This is a genomic window from Streptomyces sp. NPDC001135, from assembly GCF_053598395.1.
This window is the reverse complement of record NZ_JBSFKD010000035.1, coordinates 72996-97782: the sequence shown is the minus strand read 5'-3', so window position 1 is coordinate 97782 and position 24787 is coordinate 72996. Positions and strand designations below refer to the sequence as shown.

Annotated in this window: 18 protein-coding genes; 9 read left to right on the top strand and 9 right to left on the bottom strand. The window is 71.3% G+C overall.

What is annotated here, in order from left to right; genetic code table 11:
* Positions 1 to 88 precede the first annotated feature (88 nt).
* The 3 genes from ACWC94_RS33345 to ACWC94_RS33335 are packed head-to-tail and all read left to right on the top strand — an operon-like array spanning position 89 to position 4841.
* Positions 89 to 1462 (top strand): ATP-grasp domain-containing protein, encoded by a 1374-nt coding sequence (locus ACWC94_RS33345; protein WP_450801043.1) that lies wholly within the window; start codon positions 89 to 91, stop codon positions 1460 to 1462.
* Positions 1459 to 3471: a PEP/pyruvate-binding domain-containing protein gene (locus ACWC94_RS33340; protein WP_450801042.1), complete on the top strand. Its 2013-nt coding sequence runs from the start codon at positions 1459 to 1461 to the stop codon at positions 3469 to 3471. The genes ACWC94_RS33345 and ACWC94_RS33340 overlap by 4 nt, the downstream gene beginning before the upstream one ends.
* Positions 3472 to 3479: 8 nt before the next feature.
* The gene (locus ACWC94_RS33335) at positions 3480 to 4841 is read left to right on the top strand and encodes an MFS transporter (RefSeq protein WP_450801041.1); all 1362 of its coding nucleotides are present in this window, start codon (positions 3480 to 3482) and stop codon (positions 4839 to 4841) included.
* A 126-nt stretch (positions 4842 to 4967) separates the two neighbouring features.
* On the opposite strand, the gene ACWC94_RS33330 is transcribed toward ACWC94_RS33335, so the two are convergent.
* The 3 genes from ACWC94_RS33330 to ACWC94_RS33320 all read right to left on the bottom strand — a co-directional run bounded on the left by ACWC94_RS33330 (position 4968) and on the right by ACWC94_RS33320 (position 9200).
* Positions 4968 to 6611 (bottom strand): M4 family metallopeptidase, encoded by a 1644-nt coding sequence (locus ACWC94_RS33330; RefSeq protein WP_450801040.1) that lies wholly within the window; start codon positions 6609 to 6611, stop codon positions 4968 to 4970.
* Between the two features lie 758 nt (positions 6612 to 7369).
* Entirely contained in the window at positions 7370 to 8377 is a 1008-nt protein-coding gene (locus tag ACWC94_RS33325; protein ID WP_450801039.1) for an NADP-dependent oxidoreductase, read from the bottom strand.
* Positions 8378 to 8495: 118 nt separating this feature from the next.
* Positions 8496 to 9200 (bottom strand): TetR/AcrR family transcriptional regulator, encoded by a 705-nt coding sequence (locus ACWC94_RS33320; RefSeq protein WP_450801038.1) that lies wholly within the window; start codon positions 9198 to 9200, stop codon positions 8496 to 8498.
* A 90-nt stretch (positions 9201 to 9290) separates the two neighbouring features.
* On the opposite strand from ACWC94_RS33320, the gene ACWC94_RS33315 reads away from it, so the two are divergent.
* The 3 genes from ACWC94_RS33315 to ACWC94_RS33305 all read left to right on the top strand — a co-directional run bounded on the left by ACWC94_RS33315 (position 9291) and on the right by ACWC94_RS33305 (position 12583).
* The gene (locus ACWC94_RS33315) at positions 9291 to 10343 is read left to right on the top strand and encodes an alcohol dehydrogenase catalytic domain-containing protein (protein WP_450801037.1); all 1053 of its coding nucleotides are present in this window, start codon (positions 9291 to 9293) and stop codon (positions 10341 to 10343) included.
* A gap of 162 nt (positions 10344 to 10505) precedes the next feature.
* Positions 10506 to 10970: a DUF485 domain-containing protein gene (locus tag ACWC94_RS33310; protein WP_450801036.1), complete on the top strand. Its 465-nt coding sequence runs from the start codon at positions 10506 to 10508 to the stop codon at positions 10968 to 10970.
* Positions 10967 to 12583, top strand: coding sequence for a sodium/solute symporter (locus ACWC94_RS33305; RefSeq protein WP_450801035.1), 1617 nt, complete (start codon positions 10967 to 10969; stop codon positions 12581 to 12583). The genes ACWC94_RS33310 and ACWC94_RS33305 overlap by 4 nt, the downstream gene beginning before the upstream one ends.
* Positions 12584 to 12624: 41 nt before the next feature.
* On the opposite strand, the gene ACWC94_RS33300 is transcribed toward ACWC94_RS33305, so the two are convergent.
* Positions 12625 to 15045 carry a SpoIIE family protein phosphatase gene (locus ACWC94_RS33300; protein WP_450801034.1) on the bottom strand — a complete coding sequence of 807 codons (2421 nt, stop codon included), beginning with the start codon at positions 15043 to 15045 and terminating at the stop codon, positions 12625 to 12627.
* 228 nt (positions 15046 to 15273) lie between these two features.
* Positions 15274 to 16458: a PucR family transcriptional regulator gene (locus ACWC94_RS33295; RefSeq protein WP_450801033.1), complete on the bottom strand. Its 1185-nt coding sequence runs from the start codon at positions 16456 to 16458 to the stop codon at positions 15274 to 15276.
* Positions 16459 to 16676: 218 nt separating this feature from the next.
* Here ACWC94_RS33295 and ACWC94_RS33290 point away from each other — a divergent pair, with 218 nt between their 5' ends.
* Both ACWC94_RS33290 and ACWC94_RS33285 read left to right on the top strand, forming a co-directional pair.
* On the top strand, positions 16677 to 17327 hold the full coding sequence (locus tag ACWC94_RS33290; protein WP_450801032.1) for a carboxymuconolactone decarboxylase family protein: 651 nt from the start codon (positions 16677 to 16679) through the stop codon (positions 17325 to 17327).
* The gene (locus ACWC94_RS33285) at positions 17320 to 18129 is read left to right on the top strand and encodes an SDR family NAD(P)-dependent oxidoreductase (protein ID WP_450801031.1); all 810 of its coding nucleotides are present in this window, start codon (positions 17320 to 17322) and stop codon (positions 18127 to 18129) included. The genes ACWC94_RS33290 and ACWC94_RS33285 overlap by 8 nt, the downstream gene beginning before the upstream one ends.
* 87 nt (positions 18130 to 18216) lie before the next feature.
* Here ACWC94_RS33285 and ACWC94_RS33280 read toward each other — a convergent pair whose 3' ends face one another.
* Positions 18217 to 18822: a TetR/AcrR family transcriptional regulator gene (locus tag ACWC94_RS33280; RefSeq protein ID WP_450801030.1), complete on the bottom strand. Its 606-nt coding sequence runs from the start codon at positions 18820 to 18822 to the stop codon at positions 18217 to 18219.
* Positions 18823 to 18875: 53 nt separating this feature from the next.
* Here ACWC94_RS33280 and ACWC94_RS33275 point away from each other — a divergent pair, with 53 nt between their 5' ends.
* Entirely contained in the window at positions 18876 to 19802 is a 927-nt protein-coding gene (locus ACWC94_RS33275) for a DUF2867 domain-containing protein (protein WP_450801029.1), read from the top strand.
* Between the two features lie 61 nt (positions 19803 to 19863).
* Here ACWC94_RS33275 and ACWC94_RS33270 read toward each other — a convergent pair whose 3' ends face one another.
* The 3 genes from ACWC94_RS33270 to ACWC94_RS33260 all read right to left on the bottom strand — a co-directional run bounded on the left by ACWC94_RS33270 (position 19864) and on the right by ACWC94_RS33260 (position 24540).
* Positions 19864 to 20358, bottom strand: coding sequence for a DUF1877 family protein (locus tag ACWC94_RS33270; RefSeq protein WP_450801028.1), 495 nt, complete (start codon positions 20356 to 20358; stop codon positions 19864 to 19866).
* A 79-nt stretch (positions 20359 to 20437) separates the two neighbouring features.
* On the bottom strand, positions 20438 to 21628 hold the full coding sequence (locus ACWC94_RS33265; protein WP_450801027.1) for an ABC transporter substrate-binding protein: 1191 nt from the start codon (positions 21626 to 21628) through the stop codon (positions 20438 to 20440).
* A 248-nt stretch (positions 21629 to 21876) separates the two neighbouring features.
* Positions 21877 to 24540, bottom strand: a complete 2664-nt coding sequence (locus ACWC94_RS33260; protein WP_450801048.1) for a SpoIIE family protein phosphatase — start codon at positions 24538 to 24540, stop codon at positions 21877 to 21879.
* Positions 24541 to 24787: the final 247 nt, after the last annotated feature.

Genomic DNA, 24787 nt, shown 5'->3' with positions numbered 1-24787 from the left:
GACCGTGGTCGATGTGCCGACGCAGCCGTGGACCGCACACCGGCGCGGCCCCGTGGCCGCCCGACGACATCAAAGGAGTTGGAGTTCCGTGAGCAAGGTGCTGTACGTGCATGCCAAGGGCGGCCCTCCGGTGGGCCATGCCCTGACGCGGGTGGCCGCGAGGTCCGCGGTGCACCTACTGGCCCTCAGTGAACTGCCCGCCTCCGTGGCCCATGACGCGGCGCGGCTGTGTGCGTCGGTCGTCACCCCCGTGGACGCCCGCGGTGCGGACCTGGTCGAGCTCATCACCGCCCGAGCCCGTGAGGTGGGGGCGGATGCCGTTCTCACCTTCTCGGAGTACGCGGTGGTCGCGGTCGCCGAGGCGTCCCGGCGGCTCGGGCTGAGGGGTGCCGGTCCCGCCGCCGCCCTCGCGCGCGACAAGCGCCTGATGCGCGCCGCGTGGGAGCGCCGCGGCATACCGCAGCCGCGGTTCCGCGCCGTCACCAGTGCGGCCGAACTGGAGCGCGCGACCATCGAGTTGTCATGTCCGCTTCTTTTAAAGGCGGCCTGGAGCGCAGGTTCGACCGCACACCAGATCATCGAGCGGCCTGCGGACGCGCTGGACACCTGGCAGCGGTCGCGCGCGGTGATGGCCGAGTCCGCGCTGCTCGGGTTCGCGGAACTGCACGTTCCCGGCGCCTCGGAGGACTTCATCGTCGAGGAGATCGTCAGCGGATGTGCCGAGGAGTGGTTCGACGGTCCCGGCTGGGGTGACTACGTCAGTGTCGAGGGCGTGGTCGTCGACGGAGAATTCCGTCCCGTCTGCCTGAGCGGGCGGATGCCGACGGTGGCGCCGTTCACCGAGCGAGCCGGTATCACCCCGGCCGCCGTGGGAAGCGGGGCCCAGCACACCATCGTGGACCTCGCCCGGCGCGCCGTGGACGCCCTGGGGCTGGAGGACTGCGGCACCCACACGGAGATCAAGCTGGGCAGGGAAGGCCGTATGTGGGTCATCGAGACGGCCGCACGGTTCGGCGGGGCGATGACGGTGCCGCAGATCGAGGAGGTCTTCGGCCTGGACCTGGTCGGTATGTTCACCGACCAGCTGCTCGGCGGCTCCCCCGCCTGGCCCGCACGGGCGCTGACGCCCGAGGATGCCACCGGCGCGGCCGGATCGCTGGTGGTCCTCGCCGTGCAGGGCGACGGCACCCCGTGGCCCCGCCGCCATCGATGGGACTCCTCGGCGGTCGTCCGTTCGGCGCCGGTCGGCGCCGGCAGCACGCTGTCCGTCGTCCGCGAGAGCTCCCTGCCGGACGGGGCTCCCGTGCCGGTCTACGAGCCCGCCGCCGGGGCCAACACCATGGCGGGCCTGTGCCTGTTGTCGGCGGACCGGCCGCAGTCGGTCATCCGTGACTTCACCGCCCTGGTCGACGCGCTGCCGCGCATCCTGCCCACGGACGCCGCCGAGGGGGTTCGGTCATGACCCGCGCACCGCACCAGGCCGACGTCCCCGACACGGCGGGCGATCGTACCGTCGTCGGCGCCAACCTCTCGCTGCCGTTGTTCCGCACGCTGTCCGGCGTGCTCGCCGGACACCCGTACCTGAAGATCGTGGTGGACAGGTCCGAGGACACCTGGCATCTGCTCGACACCTGGGTGCACCCCTTCCACGTCGACTACATCGCCACGCGCATCCTCGGCATGAGGATGGACGAACTCGACACGGCCCTGGACGCGTTCAACGCGTCCGTGTACATGGCGCCCGACCGCCGCTTCCTGCTCGGGGTGCTGTCCCTGCACAGCGACGAGGACACCGAGGGCGCCGAGCGGCCCTTCCTGGTCCTGGAGACGACCGAGGCGGACACCATGCACGCCGCGCTGCTGGAGGAGTTCTACGAGTATGTGCGCGCACGGGTGGACGGACGCCTCCCCCTGCTGCTGAAACCGGCGAACCACGGACAGGAGCACGAACTCGCCACGGTCGGTGAGGCACGGGTACCGCGCATCCTCAGCCAGGAGCTGTTCGGCAACCGGACCCGGACCTGCCTCAACCCGGGCGTGGCCGAAGGCCGGCTGCGCTACTTCCGCCATCCGGCGGAGTACCGCAGCGCCGCCCCGCAGCTCGGCTGGGCGGACATCGTCGCGATGGCCTGCCTGCCCGACGACGTGCCCCGGGTGGCGGGGTTCGTCAACACGGAGCCCACGACGCCGCTTTCGCACACCAACGTCCTGGCGTCGGGCTGGGGCATCCCGAACGCGATCGTCCGCGACCTGGACGCTCTGGTGCGGCGGGACGGACTGGACGGCGCGTGGGTCCGCTACCGGGTGTCCGAGGACGTCATCAGCCTGGAGCGGCTGTCCGCCGCCCCAGCTCTTCAGAGGCCGGTCTGGCACCAGCAGCGCATCCGCATCGACGCCCCCCTGCTGGACGAGGCGCCGATCATGGCGCTGCACCGGCTGCGGCACGCCGACCGCGACAGCTACGGCACCAAGGCCGCCCACCTCGGCGAACTGCACCATGTCCTGGACAGCCGCACGGCGGACCTGACCGCGTTCTACGCGCGCCCGCGCCCGCCGCGGCCCGATCTGCTCAGCCACCTGGCCGTGCGGCTCGGCGAGCCGGGGGCACCCGTGGAACGGCTGCGGGCCGCGGCGGCCGAACGCGTGGCGGCCACCGTCCGGGCACCCGAGGGGGTGGCGCTCCCGTTCCGCCTGCACCATCTCTTCCTGACCTCGTCTCCCGCTCTGCAACAGGGCATCGGCAAGCTGAAGATGGCGCTCGAACTCGAAGCGCTCGACGTGATCGACTCCCTCTGTCTGGACCTGCAGCGCCTGATGCACAGCACACCGGTCCCCGACGAGGTCGCGCGGGCCGTCACCGGCGCGGTACCGGGCCTGCTGGCCGACGGACGACGTCTCGTGGTGCGCTCGTCCTCCAACGCCGAGGACCTGCCGGGTTTCTCGGCCGCCGGGATCTACGACTCCGTGACCACCGTGCGCGGTGCGCAGCAGTTGCTGGACGCGGTGCGGCAGGTGTGGACGTCGCTGCTGTCGCCACGGAGCGTACGTCTGCGGCACGAGGCCGGCATCGTGCTGGACGACACCTACATGGGGGTGATCATCCAGGAGTACGTGCCCGCCGGCCTCGGGGGTGTGCTGGTGACCTGCAATCCGACCCGTCGGGAGGACTTCCGCAACGTGTACGTCAACTGCACGGCCGGTTCGCCGGAGCGGGTGGTCGACGGCACGGTCCTGCCCCACCAGTACCTGTACAACACGGTCGAGGGCGGCGGGCGCACCGTGGACGTCGGCTCGTCGGGGGAGGACCTCCCGTCGGACACGCGCGCGTCACTGGCCGAACTGGCCTTGGTGGGACGCCTGCTGCAGTCCCACTTCAGTGCGGGCGACCCCGACGACGCTCTGGACATCGAGTGGCTCATGACCGCTGAGGGGGCGTTCCACCTGGTCCAGGTCCGCCCGTACGCCCGGTGAGGCGCTCCATGACCTCGGTGTGGCGCCGCTCCCCGGATCCGGCCATGACCCCGGCCGCCCGTCGCATCATCCGCCTCAACAACGGATTCCAGCTGTTGTTCAACCTGTTGTGGTGGATGCCCGTGTTCTACGCCTACCAGCGTGCCGCGGGCCTGTCGGACGGCCAGATCTTCGGCATCCAGAGCATCTACTACGTCGCCTTCTGCCTGTTCGAGATACCCACGGGAGTCGTCGCCGACCGCGTCGGTGCCCGCACCTGCCTGCGCGCGGGCGCGGTGGTCATGACGGCGGCGAACATGGTGCCGGTGCTGGCACCCTCGTACACGGGCTTCCTCGTGCACTTCCTCGCGATCGCCGCCGGGCGCTCCCTGACCTCGGGCGCGGCGAGCGCCTGCCTGTACGACGGCCTGCGCGCCGAGGGAGCGGACGCCCACTACCTCAGGGCGGAGGGCACGGCGCGTGCCCTCGGGCTCGCCGCCAAGGTCGTCTGCTGGCCACTCGTCGGACCGCTGATGTCCCTGGCCCACCAGTCGCCGTACGTGCTCAGCGCGGCCAGTGCGGCGGGCTCGCTCGGCTGCGCCCTCGCCCTGCCCCGGATCGCCGCCGGTGACACGGCCGCGGGGGCGAGCACGCGGGGGCGGAGGAATGGGACTCTGCTGCGGGACACGGGCGCCGCCCTGCGCACCCTTCGGTCGTCGCCGTGGCTGGCCCTGCTCATGGTGCAGGGCGTGGCGGTCTTCACGCTGTCGCGGATCTGCCAGGTCAATCTGTTCCAGCCGGTGCTGCTCGAGCACGGCATCGCGGAGAGCGGCCACGGCGGTGTCCTCGCGGCGATGACGGTCGCCGAGGCGGTGGCCTCCGCCCGGCCCCAGTGGCTGAGCCGCCGGCTGTCGCCCACGGCCTGGGTGTCCCTGTTGAGCATCGCGCTCGCCGCCGCGCTCGCCGGCACCACGGTCGGCGGCCCCTGGGCCGTGGTCGGATTGCTGTGCGCGTTCGCTGCGATCACCGGGTTCGGCTATCCGGTGCAGCGCAAGCTCATCAACGACGCCATCCCGAAGGGGGCCCCGCGCGCCACGCTGCTGTCGGTGGAGAGCATCGTGGACCGCGGCGTGTGCGCGCTGGCCGCGGTGGCCGCGGGCGCGTATCTGGCGGCGGGCCGGCTCGACGCGCTTCTGTGGCAGTCCGCCGCGGTCACCTGCTTGCTGATGCCGGTGCTGCATCTGGCTCTGCGCCGTGCGGGACCGGCGTCGGCCGCGCGGGGGACGCGGGGAGCACACGGTGCCGGCGCGGCCTGCGCCGGGGCAGTCGCGCAGCCGGTGGAGGAGCCCGTTGCGCTGCCCGTCGACGAGGGCGTGGCCCCGCACCCCTGATGGGGGCCGAGGCGACTGGCCGCGCCTGCGACGGTGACCTGCGCGGGGTCCCGTAGCGGCAGCGACGCTGGGGGCCAGGGGCGGCGCCCGGGATGAGTCCCGGACGCCGCCCCTGGCCGGTGGGGATCAGCTCACGTTGACCGCGGACCAGGCTGCCTCGACCGTCTTGTACTCGGTGCTCGAGGCACCGTAGAGGTCGGAGGCCGCCTTGAGGGTGCCGGTGCGGGCGCCCTTGTAGTCGGTCGTCGAAGTGAAGTACGTGGTCAGCGCCTTGTACCAGATCTGCAGCGCCTTGTCCCGGCCGATGCCGGTGACCTTGGAGCCGTCCTGGGTGGGCGAGTCGTAGCTCACGCCGTTGACCGTCTTCGCGCCGCTGCCCTCGGACAGCAGGTAGAAGAAGTGGTTGGCGACGCCGGACGAGTTGTGCACGTCCAGGCCGCCCACGCTGGAGGACCAGTAGTCGGCGGAACCGCCGTCCTTGCTGGGCTTGTCCATGTAGCGCAGCGGCTTGCCGTCGCCGTTGATGTTGATCTTCTCGCCGATGAGGTAGTCACCCGGGTCGGACGAGTTGTTGGCGTAGAACTCCACGCCGGTACCCATGATGTCGCTGGTCGCCTCGTTCAGGCCGCCGGACTCACCGGTGTACTCCAGGCCCGCGGTGTTGGAGGTGACACCGTGGCTCATCTCGTGCCCGGCCACGTCGAGCGCGGTCAGCGGGTCCTTGTTGCCCTCGCCGTCGCCGTAGGTCATGCAGAAGCAGCTGTCGTCCCAGAAGGCGTTCACGTACGAGTTGCCGTAGTGCACGCGGGAGTACGCGGCCTTGCCGTCGTTCTTGATGCCGCTGCGGCCGAAGGCCTTCTTGTAGAAGTCCCAGGTCTCCTGCGCCCCGTAGGCCGCGTCCGCGGCGGCGGTCGCCGCGCTCGACACCGTGCCGTCGCCCCAGGTGTCGCTGGACTGGGAGAACAGCGTGCCGGTGCCGGAGGAGCCGTGGTTGAGGTCGTAGGTCTTGTGACCACCGCGCGAGGCGTCGGTGAGGGTGTAGGACGAGCCTGACTGCGTCGTCGACAGGTCCACCTTGCCGCTGTAGTGGGTGTTGCCGACGCCGGTCTCGACGCCCTGGTACTGGAAGAGCTTCTTGCCGGTGGCGGCGTCGGTGATGACGTGCAGCCGGCTCGGGGTGCCGTCGTCCTGCAGGCCGCCGACGACCGTCTCGTAGGCGAGAACGGGCTTGCCGCCCACCGCCCACACGACCTTCCGCGGAGCCTGGTCCGCGGCAGTCTTCGCCGACCCCGCCGCCTTGGCCAGGCCCAGGGCCTGCTTCTCGGCCTTGGCGGCGGCGATCTGCGGCTTGAGCGACGCGAGCTTCAGCTTCTGCGTCGTCGCTGTGGTCACGCCCTCGGTCCTGCCGGACTTGGCGGTGTGGACGACGAGGTCGCCGCCGAGCACCGGCAGGCCCGCGTAGGTGCGCTCGTAACGGGTGTGGACGGTGCCGTCCACGTCCTTGACGACGTCCTTGACGACCAGCTTCTCCTTGGCACCGAGACCTATGTGCTGCGCGGTCTGGGCCGCGTCGGCCTGCGCCTGCTGTATCAGACCCGTACGGGCGGCCGCCGACAGCGTCACCGGCGCTGCGGCGAGGCGGGCGGCGCCGCTGGCGGGCCGGGCGGTGGCCGTGGTGGTGAGCGTGGTGCTCAGAAGTGCCGTGGTGGCGGCGACGGCTGTGGCCGCGGCCAAGGCGGTGCGCCGGTGGCGTGTGTCACGGGAGGTCACACAAGCTCCTTTGTGGGGGGAACGCCCGGCCGGTATGGGGCCGGCCGGGACGGTTGTGGATGGTGTCGTGCTCGTGCGGCGGTGGGAGAGAGAGTGCCATGGATGTCATGGCCATGCCATTCATTTGAAGTTGGTGTTGATGGCAAAGCGCCAATCCGCGCACGAGGTCCGGGGCGGGCATCACGGCATGCCGACCGGGGCCCTCGCGGACGGTGCGTCCGCGGGCCGATTCCTCCTGGCCGGCGGCCGTCAGCCGCCAGACACACTTGAGGAGCGCGTCGCACATGGCGTACGCGCACCGGAAGACATGACCGCCGGATTCCTGGGCGGTACGGGAGGCTCAGTCAGGGCTCGCGGCGGCACCTGTTCCACTCAGGGGCAGGACGGTGGCGGGCAGGCCGAAAGCGGCGCGGCGCATGAAGTCTCCATGGAGCGTGGGGGGTTGGAGATACACACACGAGACAACCTCAGCCCCGGCAGGATCCGCTACGCGCGTGGACCAGATACGACAACTCCCCCACCCCGCCTTCACCAGGAGTGCACAGAGACGGACCCGGACCGCCCTCACACACGGCTTCGCCCCTCTTCCCGCCGCCGATCACACTCGACGAGGAGGAGATCGGCGCAAGTATGGCTGGAACGGCCCGGTCCGCTTGTCCCGCTCGATGAAGTACCGCCGGACGGGCCGGCGACCGGGCAGGGCCCGCTCCCCCGCGCGGCTCAGTGCGTTGCCTCACCGGGGTGACGATCGCCGGCTGTCAGGCCAGTTCCAGGACGAGCTTGCCGACGTTCTGCCCACGGAAGAGCATCTGCAACGTCTCGGGGAAGTCGTCCACACTTCCCCGCACCACATGTTCCTTGACCTTGATGCGGCCGGCGCCGATCCAGGCGGAGATGTCCTGTGCCGCCTGCGCGTAACGCTTGGCGTAGTCGAAGACGACGAAGCCCTCCATACGGGCGCGGCGCACCAGCAGCGAGAGGTAGTTGGAGGGGCCCTTGACCGGTGTGGAGTTGTTGTACTGGCTGATCGCACCGCAGACCACGACGCGCGCGTGCATCGCCAGCCGGGTCAGGGCGGCGTCGAGGATGTCTCCCCCCACGTTGTCGAAGTAGACGTCGATGCCGTCGGGGGCGTGGTGGCGCAGCGCCTTCCTGACGTCTTCGGCGCGGTAGTCGATCGCCGCGTCGAATCCCAGTTCGTCGGTGAGCAGCGCACACTTCTCCGGCCCTCCGGCGATGCCGACCACACGGCAGCCCTTGGCCTTCGCGATCTGACCCGCGATGGTGCCGACCGCGCCGGCCGCCCCCGACACCACGACGGTCTCGCCGTCCTTCAGTGCCCCGACGTCCAGCAGGCCGAAGTAGGCGGTCATGCCGGGCATGCCCAGCGCACCCAGATACGTGGAGGGCGGAGCGAGGGAGGTGTCGATCTTCATGGCACCCCTGCCGTCGGAGACGACGTACTCCTGGACGCCGAACGTCCCCACCACGTGATCCCCCGGCTGGAAGTCGGGGTGGCGGGATGTGGTGACCTCGACGACCGATCCGGCGCGCATCACCTCACCGATACCCACCGGCGGCAGGTAGGAGGGGCGGTCGTCCAGCCAGCCCCGCATGGCCGGGTCCAGGGAGATGGCGCGCGTCCGGCCCGCGAACCGGCCGGGACCCGGCTCGTCGACCGGTTCGGAACAGTGCTCCCAGTCCTCGGGTTTCACCGCTCCCACGGGGCGGGCTGCCAGACGGATCTGGCGGTTGGTCACGGACATCGCGCCTCCTGCCGTTCAGGGTTTCACCGAAGGGTACCGACCAGTGGGTATGTCGAGGGGTGTGACGCTTGGCACACACCGCGGTCTGGTGCTGCCGATCAGCCGCGGGCCGGACCCGTCAGCGAGTCGAGGTCTGCCGCTCGACCCGGCCCTTGCGGTTTCGCTCGTGGAGCAGTCGTGCGGTCTGTTCGGACACCGGGGCGGCGAGCAGCGCGGTGACCAGGTCGACCAGCCGGCTGGTGAACAACCGGTCGTCCCTGCGGGGGCGGCCGGCGGCCCGGGCGGCGAGTTCGGCATGACAGAACCGCATGGCGGTAAAGCGGGTGTGGAACACCTCGGTCGACTCGGGGGCCAGCAGCGGTTCCACCAGGCGCCGCCAGGGATAGATGCTCGACCCCTTCGTCACGACGGTCTCGACCAGGGGTTCGGGGCGGTTGAGCAGTTCGGCCACGATCTGCAGGAACTCGCGGCCCCCGTCGGGCTCGGCGAGTTTCGCGGCGGCCGGCAGCACCAGTGCGGCAGCGAGGGCCCGAAGGTCGGCGGCGCCACCGTCCTCGTACTGCTGCAGGAGTACCTCGCGCCCGGCGTCCACCGCGGGCAGGTGCTTGTCGAGCACGGCCCGCAGCAGCCCCGCCCGGTCACCGAAGTGGTACTGCAGGGCCATCGCGTTGCGCTGGCCGGCGGCCCGCTTGATCTCGTTGAGCGACGCACCGTCGACGCCCTTCGCCGCGAACAACCGCTCGGCGGCCCTGATCAGGGTGGCGCGCGTGTCACCGGCCTTCCGGCTTCGAGGCGACGTGGCCTGCGTCCCATGTGCTGTCACGGATGCCCATGCTAGCGTCACCCCGCCCAAGTAATACGCGTGCATTAACAACTGATAGAGGCGCCTTGGTGCGCCGCGGGAGTCAATCCAGTGAAGGCACTGACCTACCACGGCCCCCACGACATCCGCTACGAAGATGTCCCCGAGCCGGCCGTCACCAGCCCCACCGACGCACTCGTCCAGGTCACCACGGCCGGCATCTGCGGAAGCGACCTGCACATCTACGGCGGCAACGGGTTCAGCCCCCAGACCGGTTACACCCCGGGACACGAGTGCGTCGGCGTGGTCGTGGACACCGGCGACCGGGTCGCCCGCTTCAAGCCCGGCGACCGCGTCCTGGTTCCCGCATCGGTCGGCTGCACCTTGTGCGCGACCTGCGCGAAGGGACTCACGGCCAGATGCGAGCGAGCCCACGCCCCGACGGACCTCTGCTACGGAGTGGGTCCGCACCTTCCGGGCAGTCAGGCCCAGGCCCTGGCCGTGCCCCATGCCGATGTCAACCTGGTGCACCTGCCCGAAGGGATCTCCGACGAGGCCGCCGTCGTCCTGACCGACAACGCGCCCACGGCCTGGTACGGCTGCCGCCGGGCCCGGATCCAGCCCGGCGAGACGGTGCTCGTCATCGGCCTGGGCCCGGTCGGCCTCATGGCCGCCCAGTCCGCCTTCGTGATGGGTGCCGCCCGCGTGCTGGGCGCGGATCTGGTCGCGGAGCGCCGGGCCTTCGCCGCCACCCTGGGCGTCGAGCCGGTCGAGGGCGACGACGCGCGAGCGGCCGTGCGGGAGATGACCGCGGGGCGCGGACCGGACGCCGTCGTGGAGGCGGTCGGCTCGGACGCCACCATCGAGCTGGCCCTCAAAACCGTCCGGCAGGCAGGACGGGTCAGTGTCATCGGCGTCAGCCAGAGCAAGGCCTTCCCCTTCCACATGGGGCTGGCCCAGATCAAGGAGCTGGAGTTCGCCATCGGACTGTGCTCGATCCACTACGAACTCCCTGCCCTGATCCCCCTCGCCCAGGCCGGCCGGATCACCCCGGAGGTCGTGGTCTCCCACCACTTCGCCCTCTCCGAGGGCCCCGCGGCGTACGAACTGTTCAACAGCCGCACCGCCGGTGTCCGCAAGATCCTCCTCGACCCCACCCGTTGACCCGCCGCCGTGGCCCGAGCTCCGCCGGAGGCCGCGGCATCGACCCCGAAACGTGACCCACAGAAGACTTACAGCCATTCCAACCAGTCGGTATGGTGCGCCGCCTGAAGCATTCCCCACCCGTTCACCTGCACGGTTCGATGCGTAGTGGAAGGCCAGGCGATGACATACGCCGACGAGAACCCCCCATACCCGCCCCCAGGGCCGACGGGATGGCCACCGCCCCGTACCGCGCCCCGGTCGTACGGACACGACACACCCCGACACGGCTGGTACGACCAAGCGGCGCCCTGGGGCGAGCCGTACGCGCACGAGGCTCCCCCGCACCACACCGACCTCGCCGCGCTCCGGTCGGCCTACCGCCTGCTCCGCCGGGTCTCCACGCTGACCGCACTCGGCTCCTTCGTGGTGTACGTCGTGCTGTCCTGCTGTGCGCCGGGGCTGATGGGGTCCAAGCTCGCCGGGGAGCTGAGCCTGGGCATGGCCCTGGGGGTCCTCCAGCTCGTCGTCACCTTCGCGGCGGTCTTCTGGTACGGACGCAGCGCACAGCGCTCGGTGGATCCGCTGGCCCGCGCCGTCCGGGAGCGGGCGGTTCCCACGGGCCGGGACGCGGGAGTGGTGAGATGAACGGCTTCACCACCGGGACGCAGGCCACCGTCCTCGTTCTGTTCACGGCCCTGGTCACCCTCACCCTGCTGATGTGCGTGATGGCGGGTCCGGACCGCGACGACCTGACGAACTTCTACACCGGCTATCGGTCGCTCACCCCGTTCAAGAACGGCCTGGCGATCGCCGGGGACTACATCTCCGCGGCCACGGTGCTGAGCACCACGGGCATCGTCGCGCTCGCCGGGTACGACGGCTATGTCCTTGCGGTCAGCACGGCCCTGTCCCTGGTGCTGCTGATGTTCCTGCTGGCCGAACCGCTGCGCAACTCCGGCCGGTTCACCATGGGCGACGTCCTGGCCCGCACCATGCCCGGGCGGGCCGTGCGTGTCGCCGCGTGCCTGGTGACGCTTGCGGCGACCCTGCCCTTCCTCGTCGTCCAGCTCTCCGGAGCCGGGTCGCTGCTCACCTTCATCCTGAACCTGCCGCATGTGACGGGCGCCAGGACGGTGTGCATCGTCATCGTCGGCAGCCTGATGATCATCTACGCGGCCCTCGGTGGTATGCGGGGCACCGCGCTCATTCAGATGATCAAGATCGTGATCCTGCTCGGCACCAGCGTCGTCGTCGCCGCGCTGGTGCTGAACCGCTTCGACTGGAGCCCGGGTGAACTGCTCAGAGCCGCCCAGCACGGCAGCGGCGCCGGCCCCGCCTTCCTCCAGCAGGGCCTTCAGCTGGGCACCTCGGCAACCGAGCGGCTGGACTTCATCGGTCTGCAGATCACCGTGGTCCTGGGTGTGGCCTGCCTGCCCCACATCACGATGCGTCTGTACTCCGCACAGGACGTGCCGGCCGTGCGTCGCTCCATGTCGTGGGCGGTCGGCACGGTCACCACCTTCTGCCTGCTCGTGATCGTCATGGGGACGGGCGCGGCGGCGCTGGTCGGATCGCGGTACATCACCGCGGCCGACCCACAGGGCAGGACGTCGGTGCTGATGCTGTCGCAGGTGCTCGGCGGGGCACCGGGCTCCACGGGCACGACGATCCTCTACTCGGCCGTGGCGGGCATGGTCTTCATCACCTTGCTGTCGTCGGTCGCGGGGATGACCCTGGCCGCGGCCTCGTCGCTCGCCCACGACCTGTTCGCCCACGCGGTGCGGCGGGGACAGGCCGAACCGCGTACGGAGATGACGGTGGCGGTGTGGACGAGCGTGGCCGTCGGAAGCATCGCCATCGGACTCGCCATCCTGGTCCAGAACTGGAACGTCGGCGTGCTGACCACACTGGCCATCTGCATCGGGGCATCGGCGGTGGCACCCGCGCTCACCTACTCGCTGTTCTGGCGCGGCTTCACGCGCACCGGCCTGCTCGCCTCCCTCTACGGCGGAGCGGCCTGCGCGCTGCTGCTGATGGTCTTCTCCAAGGCCGTTTCCGGTACGCCGTCCGCCGTCTTCCCGAACGCCGACTTCGACCTGTTCCCCCTGCAGTCCACCGGGCTGGTCTCCGTCCCGTTCGGCTATCTGGCGGGCTGGCTGGGCAGCCGTACGGACCACCGGCGGCGCGCCGCCGGCAGCCGCGAGAACCGTCGGCTGTACGAGGAGAGCGAGGCACGGCTGCTCGCCGCAGCCGAATGACACGGCCGCGGGGCGGGCTGCGCAAACGGTCTCGAAAACGGTCAGGCGAGCGCGCCGGCCAGGGGTTGTTCGGTCCACACGGTCTTGCCCTCGCGGGTGTAGCGGGTGCCCCAGCGTTCGGTCATCTGGGCCACCAGGAACAGACCGCGTCCGCCCTCGTCGGTGGTGCGGGCACGGCGCAGGTGGGGTGAGGTGTGGCTGGTGTCGCTGACCTCGCACACCAGACACCGTTCACGGATCAGCCGCAGGGTCGCGGGGCCACTGGCGTAGCGGTAGACGTTGGTGACCAGTTCGCTGACGATCAACTCGGTCGTGAACGCCAGGTGTTCCAGACCCCATTCGCTCAGCTTGGCCGAGGTCAGGGCCCTGGCCCGGGCGGCGCTGGCAGGCTCCGGCGGCAGACGCCAGGAGGCGACGCTGTCGGGTGGCAGCATGCGGGTGCGGGCGATCAGCAACGCGACGTCGTCGGTGGGCCGTACCGGCACGAGTGAGTCGACCACCGCTTGGCATGTCCGTTCCAGCGCCTCCACGGGCCGGGCGAGCGCTGTGCACAGCTTGGCCAGACCGAGATCGGCGTCGATGTGGCGTTCGCCGATGAGTCCGTTGGTGTACAGGCACAGCAGACTCCCCTCGGCCAGTTCGACGTCCCGGGCCTCGAACGGCAGGCCGCCCAGGCCGAGTGGTGGGCCGGCGGGCAGGTCGAGCGGAGCCGCCTCTCCGCCCGGAGGGGTCACCACCGGCGGCGGGTGGCCGGCCCGGGCCACGGAACACCGCCCGGCGACCGGGTCGTAGACGGCGTACATGCAGGTCGCGCCGACGACCTGCTCGTCCATGGGCCGTTCGCCGGCTGCTTCCTGTTCGGCCGCCAGGAGGTTGACCAGGTCGTCGAGGCGGGAGAGGACCTCGTCCGGTTCCAGGTCGAGGCTGGCGAGCGTGTGTACGGCGGTACGCAGTCGGCCCATGGTGGCGGCGGCGTGGATGCCGCGCCCCACCACGTCCCCGACGACGAGGGCGACCCGGGCCCCGGACAGGGGAATCACGTCGAACCAGTCGCCGCCCAGGCCCGGGGCCGCGCTGGCCGGCAGGTACCGCAGGGCCACCTCGACGGCCGACTGGTCCGGTACCGCCCGCAGCAGCAGGCTGCTCTGCAGGGTGAACGCGGCCTGTTGCTGCTGGGTGAAGCGCCGGGCGTTGTCGATGGCGACGGCGGCGCGCGAGGCGAGCTCCTGGGCGAGGGTGAGATCGTCGGCCTCGAAGGGATCGGGGCGGCGCGAACGCCACAGGGTCATCACTCCCAGCACCAGGCCCCGTGCGGCAAGAGGTACCACGATCAGGGAGTGGACACCCAGGTCCGGAGTGTGGGCCCCCTGGCGGCCTTCCGTCGAGAACCGGTCGGGCGGGAGAACCGGTTCCAGGACGGGCCGCCCTTCGGCCAGGCACCTGGCCTGGGGAGTGTCGGGCGCGAACTCCACCGGCTCGCCCTGGGGGTGGGGCGGGCCGGTTTGCTGGGCACCGACGCTGCAGGCCCCCAGACGTACCATCGGCCCTGCCAGGGCCCGCGTCACCTCCTCACCGCGCGTCACCGGCTGCAACAGGTCCACGGACGCGTGGTCGGCGAGGTGAGGCACCATCACCTCGACGAGTTCCCGGGCGGTCTCCGCCGTGTCGAGTGTGGTTCCGATACGGCTGCCGGCCTGGTCGAGGAGCGCGAGCCGACGCTGGGCCCTGTGGCGTTCGGTGATGTCCTCGATCATCTCGGCCACACCCAGGATGCGGCCGGAGGCATCCTCCATCGGGAAGGACGAGACCATCGCGACCCGCTCCCGTCCCGGATCCCACTCCAGGCGAACGAACTGCTCGGAGTAGACCATCGGCCTTCCGGTCGCCATCACCTGGCGCACCCGGTCCACGGCCCTGCGCGCGTCGTCGGGCACGAGGAAACAGCCGGTGGGCAGCCCCCGGAACTCCGCTGCCGGGACGCCGGTGAAGCGTTCGATGGCCCGGTTGACCCGCAGGAGCCTCAGGTCGGGGCCGTGGACGACCAGGCCGATCGGGCACCGGCGGTACAACCCGTGGAGCACCGCGCGGTCCCTTTGCCACTCCAGGACGTCCACGGCGGGTGCCCCGGCGAGGAACCACTCACGAATCCGGTCATCGCGCGAGAGCGCGTGGGCCCTGAGCCCGATCTCCACGAGCCGCCCGTCCCGGTGCCGCACGGTGAGCATCCCCGACCAGCCGCCGGATCTCCTGCAGCTCGCCGCTGCCTCCTTCACAGCCGTCAGGTCGCGGGGGTCGACGAGGACCTCGAACGCCGGACGACCGATCACGGCTGTGGCCGGATGGCCGAGCAGTTCCTCGGCCCGCCGGTTCCATCCGGCGACCACTCCCCGGTCGTCGAGCACCGCCAAGGCGGCGAGGTGTGGGGTGAACGGATCGTCCTGACCTTCGCTGAGCTCCGTCATCCGCTTCTCCACTGCTGGACACCACCCTGTAGTCGGTCAGCGATGTTCCGCCGCGGCCGGTGACCGGCGTGACGGCGCCCCGAGCGGTGTGACTCGGCCTTCTCCCCTGCGCGTCCGACCTGCCGATGCACTGCAAGCCCATTGAACCCGGTGCGGCCGCGGCGGTCCCGCCTGCCGCATGGCACGGCGTGGCGGGCACGAGGGGGCGCGGCAGGCACGACGGTCCGCTCACCGAGCAGGTCCGGCCGGGCCTCGTGGAGGTGTCCCCAGCTGACGCGCCGCCAGTGCCCAGCTGAGCTCCACCGCGGTGTCGGGAGCGTCCAGGCTGGTTCCGGTCAGCTCCTCGAAACGACGCAGCCGGTAGCGGACGGTGTTGACATGGAGGTGTGAGCTGCGGGCGACTTCACGGATGTGCCGCCCCGTGTCCAGGTATTTCCGCACCGACTCCTCGATGAGCGCACCGAACTCCCCCTCCGCCTCCAGGGGGCGCAGATAGCGGTCGAGCAGCAACGCGCACAGTTCCGGTTCGGCGACGACGGCCACCCGCCAGGACAGGTCGCCCAGGTCGTACACGCCGCGCAGACCGTACGCACGGGCGGCTTCCAGGAGCCTGCCGGCGGCACGGAAGGAGCGGTGCACCACGGTCAGGTCGGTCGGCGGACCGAGCCCGGCCGTCACCTCCAGGTCACCGGCCTCAGGCTTGGCCTCGACGACTCCGGCGACCGCCTCGTCCAGCACGGTGAGCAGCGCACCCCGGCCGTTCCCGCGGCCGAGGGACTCCAGGAAGCGTTGCAGCGTGTCCGGACCGACGTCGCCGTCGGGGACGGCTCTGAGGGCCCGGTACGGCCGCGAGAGATCCAGACCGTAGATCGCCGCACCGCTGTGGATCTCCGCCGTGCTCAGCGTCCCGTGGAGCAGTCCCCGCAGGAAGTCGGCGCGGCGCCGGGCGTCGAGCAGGGCGGACGCGACCTCCGCCTGCCGGTGCACGGCGGCGATCTGCACGCTCGCGGCGTCCGCCAGCTCCCACAGGCCCCTGGTGCGGTCGAGGACGAGGCCGGTGTCCAGACCGATTCCGATCGCCTCGGCCATGAACAGATCCCGTATCGCGCTCAGCGCCCGGCGGAAGGCGCGGAGCCCGTCGCTGAGCGGCACGCCACGGGCGACCCGGTCCCAGGCCACTTCGGCTTCGTCGAAGTCCTCCGGCGCGGGCACCGTCCCCTCTCGCAGCACGGTCAGAGCCCGCTGGAAGTGCCGATGCCAGATCTGCTCCAGGAGTTCCCGCGGGACCGCGCGGTAGGACGGTATGCGGTCCGTCAGATCCACGTGCAACCGTGCGCCCACCTGCCGCTGCTGCGCGGCCATCGCGGCGATGACCCGTTCGAGTGGCGCCGCCGCGCCCGGCTGTCCGGGCATGGACCCACCTCCGCCCCTCGGATACGGCCGTTGTGCAACCGAACAATACGAGGGCCTCCCGCCTTGGCCGGACAGCCGTCGACAACCTCCCGCCGCCGACAGCACAGTGGCAGGCGGCGGGAGGAGTCCACCGGGGCGCAAGCACCAAGGCGCGCCGATCGGCCTCGGCTCCGCCCTTGTGCTACCGCCCAACCCCGACGGACCGTGCGGAGAACGCCATGACCGACGAACATCATCACCGTTTCCGGGACGCCGCCACGGACACCGGTCCGCGCCTCGCGCCCCTGCCCGAGGACGGCTGGGACGCGCCCACCCGGGAGCTGCTCGCCCCGATCGCCCGGGACGCCGACGGCCGCGTCCCCCGCGTCTTCACCACCTTGGTGCGGCACCCCGGCCTCTTCCGGCACTTCCTGCCGTTCGGCAGCCATCTGCTGCGCGACGGCCGTCTTCCGGGCCGGACCAGGGAACTGCTCATCCTGCGTACCGCGTGCAACACCCGGGCCGGATACGAATGGGGGCGGCATGTACCGCTGGCCCGGGCCGCGGGGGTCAGCGACGAGGAGATCGTGCGCGTCGGCGCGGGTCCGGACGCCCAGGGGTGGACGCCGGCGGACGCCCTTCTGCTGCGAGCCGCCGACGAACTGCACCGCGACGCACGCCTGTCCGCGACCACCTGGGCCGCACTCGCGGCGACCCACGACGAGGCACAGCTGATCGAGATCACCATGCTCGTCGGCCAATACCACATGGTCGCGTTCTTCCTGAACTCCGCCGGTACCCGCCTCGAGTCCGGCTACGACACCGAAACCCTGCCCGCGCCCACCGGAGCCGGCGCGGACGCGGCGCGAGGGGTGGACGGCGATGTCTGAGCCCCGGCACCCCGCGACCCACCCGGTCGGCCTCCTGGCCGGCAGGAACGTACTGGTCATCGGCGCGGGTACCCGCCCCAGCGACGATCCCAGGGCCCCGGTGGGCAACGGGCGGGCGGTGGCTGTGCTCGCCGCCCGCGAGGGCGCGTCCGTGGCCTGCGCCGACGTCTCCCCCTCCGCTGCGGCGACCACCGCCGCGCTGGTCGGTGAGGAGGGCGTCCGTGGTCTCCCCGTGGTCGGCGACGCCACCGATCCCGGCCAGTCCTCGGCCATGGTCGCCGAGGCCCTCCACGGACTCGGCGCACTCGACGCGATCGTGGTCAACGTCGGCATCGGTCTCGGCGCGGGCCTGGCGGACACCTCACCCCAGCAGTGGGAACACGTGCTCTCGCTCAACCTGAGGGCCCCCTTCCTCGCCGCCCAGCACGGACTGCCCGCACTCGCCGACGGAGGCTCGATCGTCTTCGTGGGTTCCGTGGCCGGACTGCGCGCGGCCACCGGCTCACCCGCCTACGACAGTTCCAAGGCCGGCCTGTTCGGGCTCACCCGCCATGTCGCCAAGGAGGGTGCGCCGCGCGGGATCCGCGCCAACCAGGTCGTCCCGGGCCTGATCGACACTCCGATGGGCCGCGAGGCCTCGGCCGGGCGGGCGTCGCGCTCCGCCTCGTTCAGCCGTGTACCGCTCGGCCGCCAGGGCACCGCCTGGGAGGTGGCCGAAGCCGTCACCTTCCTCCTCTCCGACCGCGCCTCGTACATCACCGGGCAGAGCCTGGTGGTGGACGGCGGGCTGACAGCCGTGTGAGGCGCCGGAGGCGGTGCCGGCAGGGGGGTGGGAGCGCGGGGCTGAGGCGCGGGCGGCCGTGAGACCGGCGCTCGGGCCGGAGGAGCGCTACGACTCCGGGGCGGCCGTCAGCAGTGTGTCGAGCACCGAGTCCAGGTAGCGCCTGCCGTCCTCGCCGGCCGGAAGTGTCTCCGGCACCGCGTGCGTGAGCTGTGTGTGCCCGAGGTAGCCGGTGTACGCCAGCAACGCGCGGCGGCGTGCCTGGTCCGGGGGGAAGCCCAGTTCGACGAAGAGTTGCGCCAGGTATCCGACCCGACGCTCCGTCACCCGGCGCAGTACGGCGGCGACCCGGGGGTGCCCGACCGAGGCCGGCAGGGAAACCTCCAGCGGGTCGTGGGCGGCGCGTGCGGACGCCTCGGAGAAGAGCCTGCGCAGCCGCTTCGCCGGATCCGGCTCGGCCGCGAGACCGGTGATGATCGCCTCGGTGGACTTCTCTTCCCAGCGGTCGAGCGCGGCCTCGATCAGCGACTCACGGTTGGCGAAATGCCAGTAGAAGCTGCCTTTGGTGGTGCCCAGACGAACGGCGAGCGGCTCGATGGCGACCGCCGTGAGGCCGCCCTCACCCATGGCCGACAGGGCCGCGTCCGCCCAGTCCTGCGCCGTCAGCCGCTTGCGGCCACCCTCGTGGGCGACCTCGTCACGCCGTTGCTCCATGGCCATACGCTACCGTATGGTCCACAACATACGACAGCGTATGGAGGAGCGCTATGCGCAGGTTCCGCACGATCCGCAACGTCCACCAGCGCACCATCGAGGCACCCGCCCCAGCCGTCGGGGCCTTGCTCGACCGCCTGTCCTCGCCCGACGACCCGATCTGGCCCGCGCCGGCCTGGCCCCCGATGCGCTTCGACCGGCCCCTGGGTGTCGGCGCGGACGGCGGCCACGGCTTCGTCCGCTACCGCGTCACCGCGTACGAACCCGGCCGCCGCGTCCGCTTCGACTTCCACCCGCCCGCGAGCGGCCACCACGAGTTCGTCATCGAACCGCTGGGGCAGGAGCGCTGCCGCCTGCGGCACACCCTGGAGCTGGAACGTCGCGGCCCGATGGCGCTGGGCTGGGCCCTGGCGGTGCGCTGGATGCACGACACAGTCGTCGAGGAGGTCTTCGACAACGCCGAAAGGGCCGCCACCGGTACGGCAACCGCCCCCGTTCGCTGGTCGCCCTGGGTCCGGCTGCTCCACCGGCTCATGTGGGACAGAGCGGCAGCCGGCGACCTCCCGGCGGGCGCGCGCCTGGCCCGGGGCGCCTTCGAGCGGATCCACTACAGCGACGCGTGGCGGATGACGATGCGTCCCGGGATGCCCCGGGACCCGGAGTCCTGGCGTGGTGTCCTGCGCGGAGCGCCCTTCCCGGTCGTGGGCCGCGAGGGCGGCGAGACACTGCTGGGTGAGGACGCCGGCCACCTCGACTTCCGTGCCTCGATCCTCGTCGACGACTGTGACGTCACGCTCAGCACGGTCGTACGCATCCACAACTGGCGCGGCCGGCTGTACTTGGCCGGAGTCAAGCGCGTCCATCCCTTCATGGCCCGCTCCATGCTCCGCCGCGTCCACCGGCGACTCGCCCTGACAGCTCCCAGCGCCGCCGAGCGCGCACAGCCGGCACTCGCTCCTGCCGCACCGGAAGGAAGTTGAACAGAGCCAGGGGCCATGGAGTCCGCAGACCGGTCGGCAGGCAGCCCCACGCCGTCACGCCTCAGGTCGGCAGCCGCTTCACCACCGCGTCACCGTACTGCGCCGTCTGTGTGTAGAACGCCCTCAAGCCGTTGTGGGTCGCGGCGAACGCGGCCCGTGTCTCGGGCTCCGCAGTCGCGCCGCCGTAGCGCGGCAGCAGTGCCTCGCGGGCGAAGACCCACAGCGTGTCGAAGTCGGCGGTGCTCAGGAAACCGGCCACCCGGCGGGCCTGGGCAGCCGTCAGCACCAGGAGCCGCGGCTCGTGCCGGTCGGGACGGAACACCGGCCGCCCGCCCAGCACCACCTGGGCTTGGGGCCGGTCCTCGGAGCGATGCGGGAGAGCGCCGGCGTAGATGCGCTCCTGGTCCAGATAGCGCTCGTCCAGCAGTTCCCCGCGGTGCCGGTCGCCCGGGTGCCGGACGGCCTCCAGACCCTCTTCGAACTGTCGTTCCAGCCAGGTTGTGCTGTTGCGCAGCGCCGGGGGCGGAACCGCGCGCAGACGGAGGTACGCACTCATGCCAGAAGGAGCGCACGGCGACGCCGAATCATCACGCGGCTGCGGGATCCGGCCTCGACAAGGCCGCTCACCGCTGTCCTCAGGACGGTGTGCCGGGTTGGGCGTCCGCCGTCCCGCCCCGCGGCCCCGCCGGCCCGGCGGTGGCCTTCGCCCAGCCCTGGGCGACCGTCTCCCTCGCCTTCTCCAGTTGCGCGTCCGTCGGGAACTGGGGCGTTCCCTCCACCGTCGGCAGCCGTGCGGCGGCGGCCTTGTCCAGGGTGCCGTCCTGCTTCATGACGTCCATCAGGACCGGGCGGGCGTAGCCGCGCAGCCGGAGGTTCTGGCCCTGTGGACTGAAGAGGTACTCCTGCCACAGGCGGGCAGCAGCCGGGTGCGGGGCCCTCTTGTTGACCGCCAGCGCGAAGTACTGGGCGAAGCTGCCGTCGAAGGGGATCGCGACCTGCCAGTTCACGCCGTGGCGGCGGAGCTGGTCGGCGTAGTGCAGGTTGATGTAGTCCCAGTTGATGCTGATGGGTGTCCGGCCGTCCGCGACCGTCGCCAGGTTGGACCTGAGCGGGTTGAGGTTGCCGACCTCGTTGAGCTTGGCGAAGAAGTCGAGACCGGGGCGGATGTCGGCGAACGACCCGTTGTTCGCCAGGGCGGCCGCGTAGACGCTGGCGAAGGCGGTAGCAGACCGGGGCGGGTCGCCCTCGAGTGCGACCTTGCCCCTGTAGACGGGCTTCAGCAGGTCGGCGAAGGTGTCCGGGCAGGGCTTGACCCGGTTGGCGTCGCAGCCGATGGAGATGTAGCCCCCGTAGTTGTTGGACCAGCGGGCCCGGGGATCCTTCTGGTTGTCGGGGATCGAGTCGTAGGCGGCGACCTTGTACGGCGCGAGCAGGTTCTGCGCCGCCGCGCTCCGCGCGAACGTGTCGCCCACGTCGATCACGTCGGGGGCGGTCGGCCCGTTCCCCCTCTTGCGCAGGGTGTCGATCTCGTCCCCGCTGTGGCCCAGCGGATTCTCGACCGTGACCTTGACGCCGTACTTCTTCTCGAAGCCGTCGATCAGGCCGCCGTAGTTGGCCCAGTCGCGCGGCAGGGCGATCGCTCGGAGCGTGCCCTCCCGTCGCGCCGCGGCGATCAGCGCGCGCATGCCGCCCATGTTCTCGGCGGAGGTGGCCACCGACGGCTTCGCGAGCCTGGCGGTCGGCGTGTTCTCGCAGGCGCTCGGTCCCAGTGCCGCGAGAGCGAAGCAGCCGAGGGCGGCCGCTGCTCGGGCACGGGATGTGGTCACGACTGCTCCAGGCGTGGGGATGAGGTTGTCACCGGGGGACATGTGCTGGTTGCAGGGCACGGCCACCGGAGGAACACCCGATGCCGCCATGGCGGTCTGGAGTCCCGGTCGCTCTCGCGGGCCGGGGTCCACGCGTCGGCGAAATCGTCGTCGACGTCAGGGTACCCGGCCGTCTCGACGACGGAATCCCGCGCGGGAAGCCGCATACGCTGTGCACGGCCGTGCTGGAAGGGCCCGTACACGCGTCCTCAGAGTGCTGTGTCGTCCCATTGGCCGAGCAGGACCTCGTCGAGTCCCTCCACCTCCGGCGCGGCGGCGTGGTCGAGGGACTGTTCCGCCCAGATGACCTTGCCGGTGGGGGTGTAGCGGGTCCCCCAGCGTTCAGCCGACCGGGCGACCAGGAAGAGTCCGCGGCCACCCTCGTCGGTGACTTTCGCCCGGCGCAGACGGGGCGAGGTGCTGCTGCCGTCGGAGACTTCGAAGATCAGGGTGCCGGCGGCGGAGCCGCTGATCGGCACCGTGCGGAGCAGCCGGACGGCGATGGGTTCGGCGCCGTAGCGGATGGCGTTGGTGATCAGTTCGCTGAGGATGAGTTCGGCGGTGAAGGCCACCTCCTCCAGGCCCCACTCCGTCAGCCGGCGGGCACAGGCGGTGCGCACCGGAGCCACCGCAGCCGGGTCACGGGGCACGTCCCACTCGGCGATCTGGTCCGGCCCGAGTCGGCACGTGCGGGCCACCAGCAGGGCGATGTCGTCCCTGGGCCGGTCGGACAGCATGGCGTCCATCACCGCCGCGCAGGTGGCGTCCGGTGTGCGCCCGGGTCCTGTCAGAGCCTCGCGCAGCGCCTCCAGACCGGCGTCCAGGTCTCGGGTACGGTCCTCGATCAGTCCGTCGGTGTAGAGCACCAGCCGGGAATCCTCGGGCACGATGAGCTCGGCGGTCTCGACCGGCAGGCCGGCGCCGAGCCCCAGGGGCGGGGAGACCGGCAGCTGAGGGAAGTCGACGGTCCCGTCGGGCCGGACCACCGCCGGTCCCGGATGACCGGCGGTGGCGAGAGCCAGCTGTCCGGAGGTGGGGTCGTACACGGCGTACTGGCAGGTCGCCCCGGTGATCATGCCCTGCCCGCCCTCCGCCGCGGCCTCTTCGGCGTCGATCTGGGCCACCAGTTCGTCCAGCCGGGTCAGCAGTTCCTCCACGGGCATGTCCAGGCTGGCGAAGTTGTGCACGGCGGTGCGCAGCCGGCCCATGGTCGCCGCGGCGTGCAGACCGTGGCCGACGACATCGCCCACGACCAGCGCCACCCGGGTGCCGGACAGCGGGATCACGTCGAACCAGTCCCCACCCACCCCTGCCTGGGCCGGCAGGTAACGGTAGGCCACATCGAGGGCGTACTGCTCGGGCAGCCCGCGGGGCAGCAGGCTGTGCTGCAGCGTGACGGCCATGGCGTGTTCGCGGGTGTAGCGGCGGGCGTTGTCGATGCACACCGCTGCCCGGGCGGCCAGCTCCTCGGCGAAGGACGCATCCTCTTCCTCGAACGGCGGGGAGCCCTTCGCACGCCAGAAGTCGACCACTCCCAGCACCACGCCGCGGGCCCGCAGCGGAACCACGAGCAGGGAGTGGATACGGTGGTCGAGGATCCACCCGGTGTGTTCGGGGTGCTGGGTCCTCCAGCCGTCAGAGGCGCTCAGGTCCCCGATCAGGACCTGCCGGCCCTCGGCCATCGCAACGGCCACGGGGTGGGCCGGGGCGAACCGGATCAGCCCGCCGACGGGATGGTCGAGATCGTCCGCGTCCAGACCGGCGACGGCGCTGCGGCGCAACTCGGTGATCACGGCGGTCGTGCCGGGGGCCTCCTCGCCGCGCAGGACCGGCTCCGGCAGTTCGACGGTGACGATGTCGGCGAACCGGGGCACCGCCACCTCGGCCAGTTCCTCGGCTGTGCGCTTCACATCCAGCGTGGTGCCGATCCGCAGTCCGGCGTCGTAGAGCAGCTTCAACCGCTCCCGCGCCACCTCGGCCCGGCCGGAGAGGGCCCGGAGCTCTGTGGTGTCCCGGAGCGTCACCACGCTGCCGACCGGCCCGTGAGGTGCGGTGAGCCGCTTGTTGACCGCGAGCAGCCGGTCACCCGCCAGGTGCACCTCGTCGGTGGCCGGTTGGTCGGAGGCCAGCAGCCCGGCGAGGTCCTCCCCCAGTCCCACCTCGGTGACATGTCGCCCGTCCGCGTCCGCCGGCAGGTCCAGCAGGCGCCGTGCCTCGTCGTTGACCAGCAGCAGCCGACCGTCACCGCCGACGATCAGCACTCCTTCCCGCACCGCGTGCAACACCGCGTCGTGGTGCTCGTACATACGGGTCATCTCGGTCGCCCCCAGGCCATGGGTCTGGCGCCGCAACCGCCGACTGACCATGCCCGACCCGCCCGCCGCGACGAGCAGGGCCGCGGCGGCGCCGCCGAAGAGGACCGGCAGCTGCCGGTTCACCCGGTGCTGCACCGTCTCGACCGTGACGGGCACGGAGACGATGCCGACGACCGAGCCGTCAGGCCCCCTGACGGGAACCGCCGAGATCACGGAGAGCCCCAGGGACCCCTGGAAGGTACTCGTGAACGGCTTGCCGGTCGCCGCCTTGGCGTAGGGCCCGATGACGTGTTTGCCGATCTGGTGCGGGTCGCTGTGGGTGAGGGTGACCCCGTTCAGCCCGTACACGATGATGGCGTCGACGCCCGCGGCCTTCCGGGCCGCCTCGGCGTGCGGCTGCAACACGGCGGTCGGGTGCGCGCTTTTCAGGGCCGCCACGATTCCCGGGGAGTTCGCGAACGTCTGCGCCGTGGTGAGCGTCCGCTGCCGGGCGTCCGCCATGACATCGCTGCGTGCCTGTGCCACGAGCGCCACCAGGGTGGCCGCGACGAGCAGCATCACGACCGCCAGCTGCAGCAGGAAGACCTGGCCGGCGAGGCTGTGCACGCTCAGCAGCGAACCCGACCGCCGGTCCTCTCCTCCCTGACGGGAACGATCGGGTCCTTCCTGACCGGACCGATCGGGCCGATGAGTCCTCCTGGACGCACGAGGCACATCACGCCCGGATTGACCCGAAACTCCACGCATACTCCCTTTCTATCCTTTGTAGGTGGCCGACCACTATCCGACCGGCACCGCCCGGAAC

Coding starts and splice junctions, on each gene's coding strand:
- ACWC94_RS33275 (WP_450801029.1), top strand. CDS start 18,876: ATGCGCAGGTTCCGCACGATCCGCAACGTCCACCAGCGCACCATCGAG.
- ACWC94_RS33335 (WP_450801041.1), top strand. CDS start 3,480: ATGACCTCGGTGTGGCGCCGCTCCCCGGATCCGGCCATGACCCCGGCC.
- ACWC94_RS33325 (WP_450801039.1), bottom strand. CDS start 8,377: ATGTCCGTGACCAACCGCCAGATCCGTCTGGCAGCCCGCCCCGTGGGA.
- ACWC94_RS33340 (WP_450801042.1), top strand. CDS start 1,459: ATGACCCGCGCACCGCACCAGGCCGACGTCCCCGACACGGCGGGCGAT.
- ACWC94_RS33285 (WP_450801031.1), top strand. CDS start 17,320: ATGTCTGAGCCCCGGCACCCCGCGACCCACCCGGTCGGCCTCCTGGCC.
- ACWC94_RS33270 (WP_450801028.1), bottom strand. CDS start 20,358: ATGAGTGCGTACCTCCGTCTGCGCGCGGTTCCGCCCCCGGCGCTGCGC.
- ACWC94_RS33295 (WP_450801033.1), bottom strand. CDS start 16,458: ATGCCCGGACAGCCGGGCGCGGCGGCGCCACTCGAACGGGTCATCGCC.
- ACWC94_RS33290 (WP_450801032.1), top strand. CDS start 16,677: ATGACCGACGAACATCATCACCGTTTCCGGGACGCCGCCACGGACACC.
- ACWC94_RS33280 (WP_450801030.1), bottom strand. CDS start 18,822: ATGGAGCAACGGCGTGACGAGGTCGCCCACGAGGGTGGCCGCAAGCGG.
- ACWC94_RS33305 (WP_450801035.1), top strand. CDS start 10,967: ATGAACGGCTTCACCACCGGGACGCAGGCCACCGTCCTCGTTCTGTTC.
- ACWC94_RS33310 (WP_450801036.1), top strand. CDS start 10,506: ATGACATACGCCGACGAGAACCCCCCATACCCGCCCCCAGGGCCGACG.
- ACWC94_RS33300 (WP_450801034.1), bottom strand. CDS start 15,045: ATGACGGAGCTCAGCGAAGGTCAGGACGATCCGTTCACCCCACACCTC.
- ACWC94_RS33260 (WP_450801048.1), bottom strand. CDS start 24,540: ATGCTGCTCGTCGCGGCCACCCTGGTGGCGCTCGTGGCACAGGCACGC.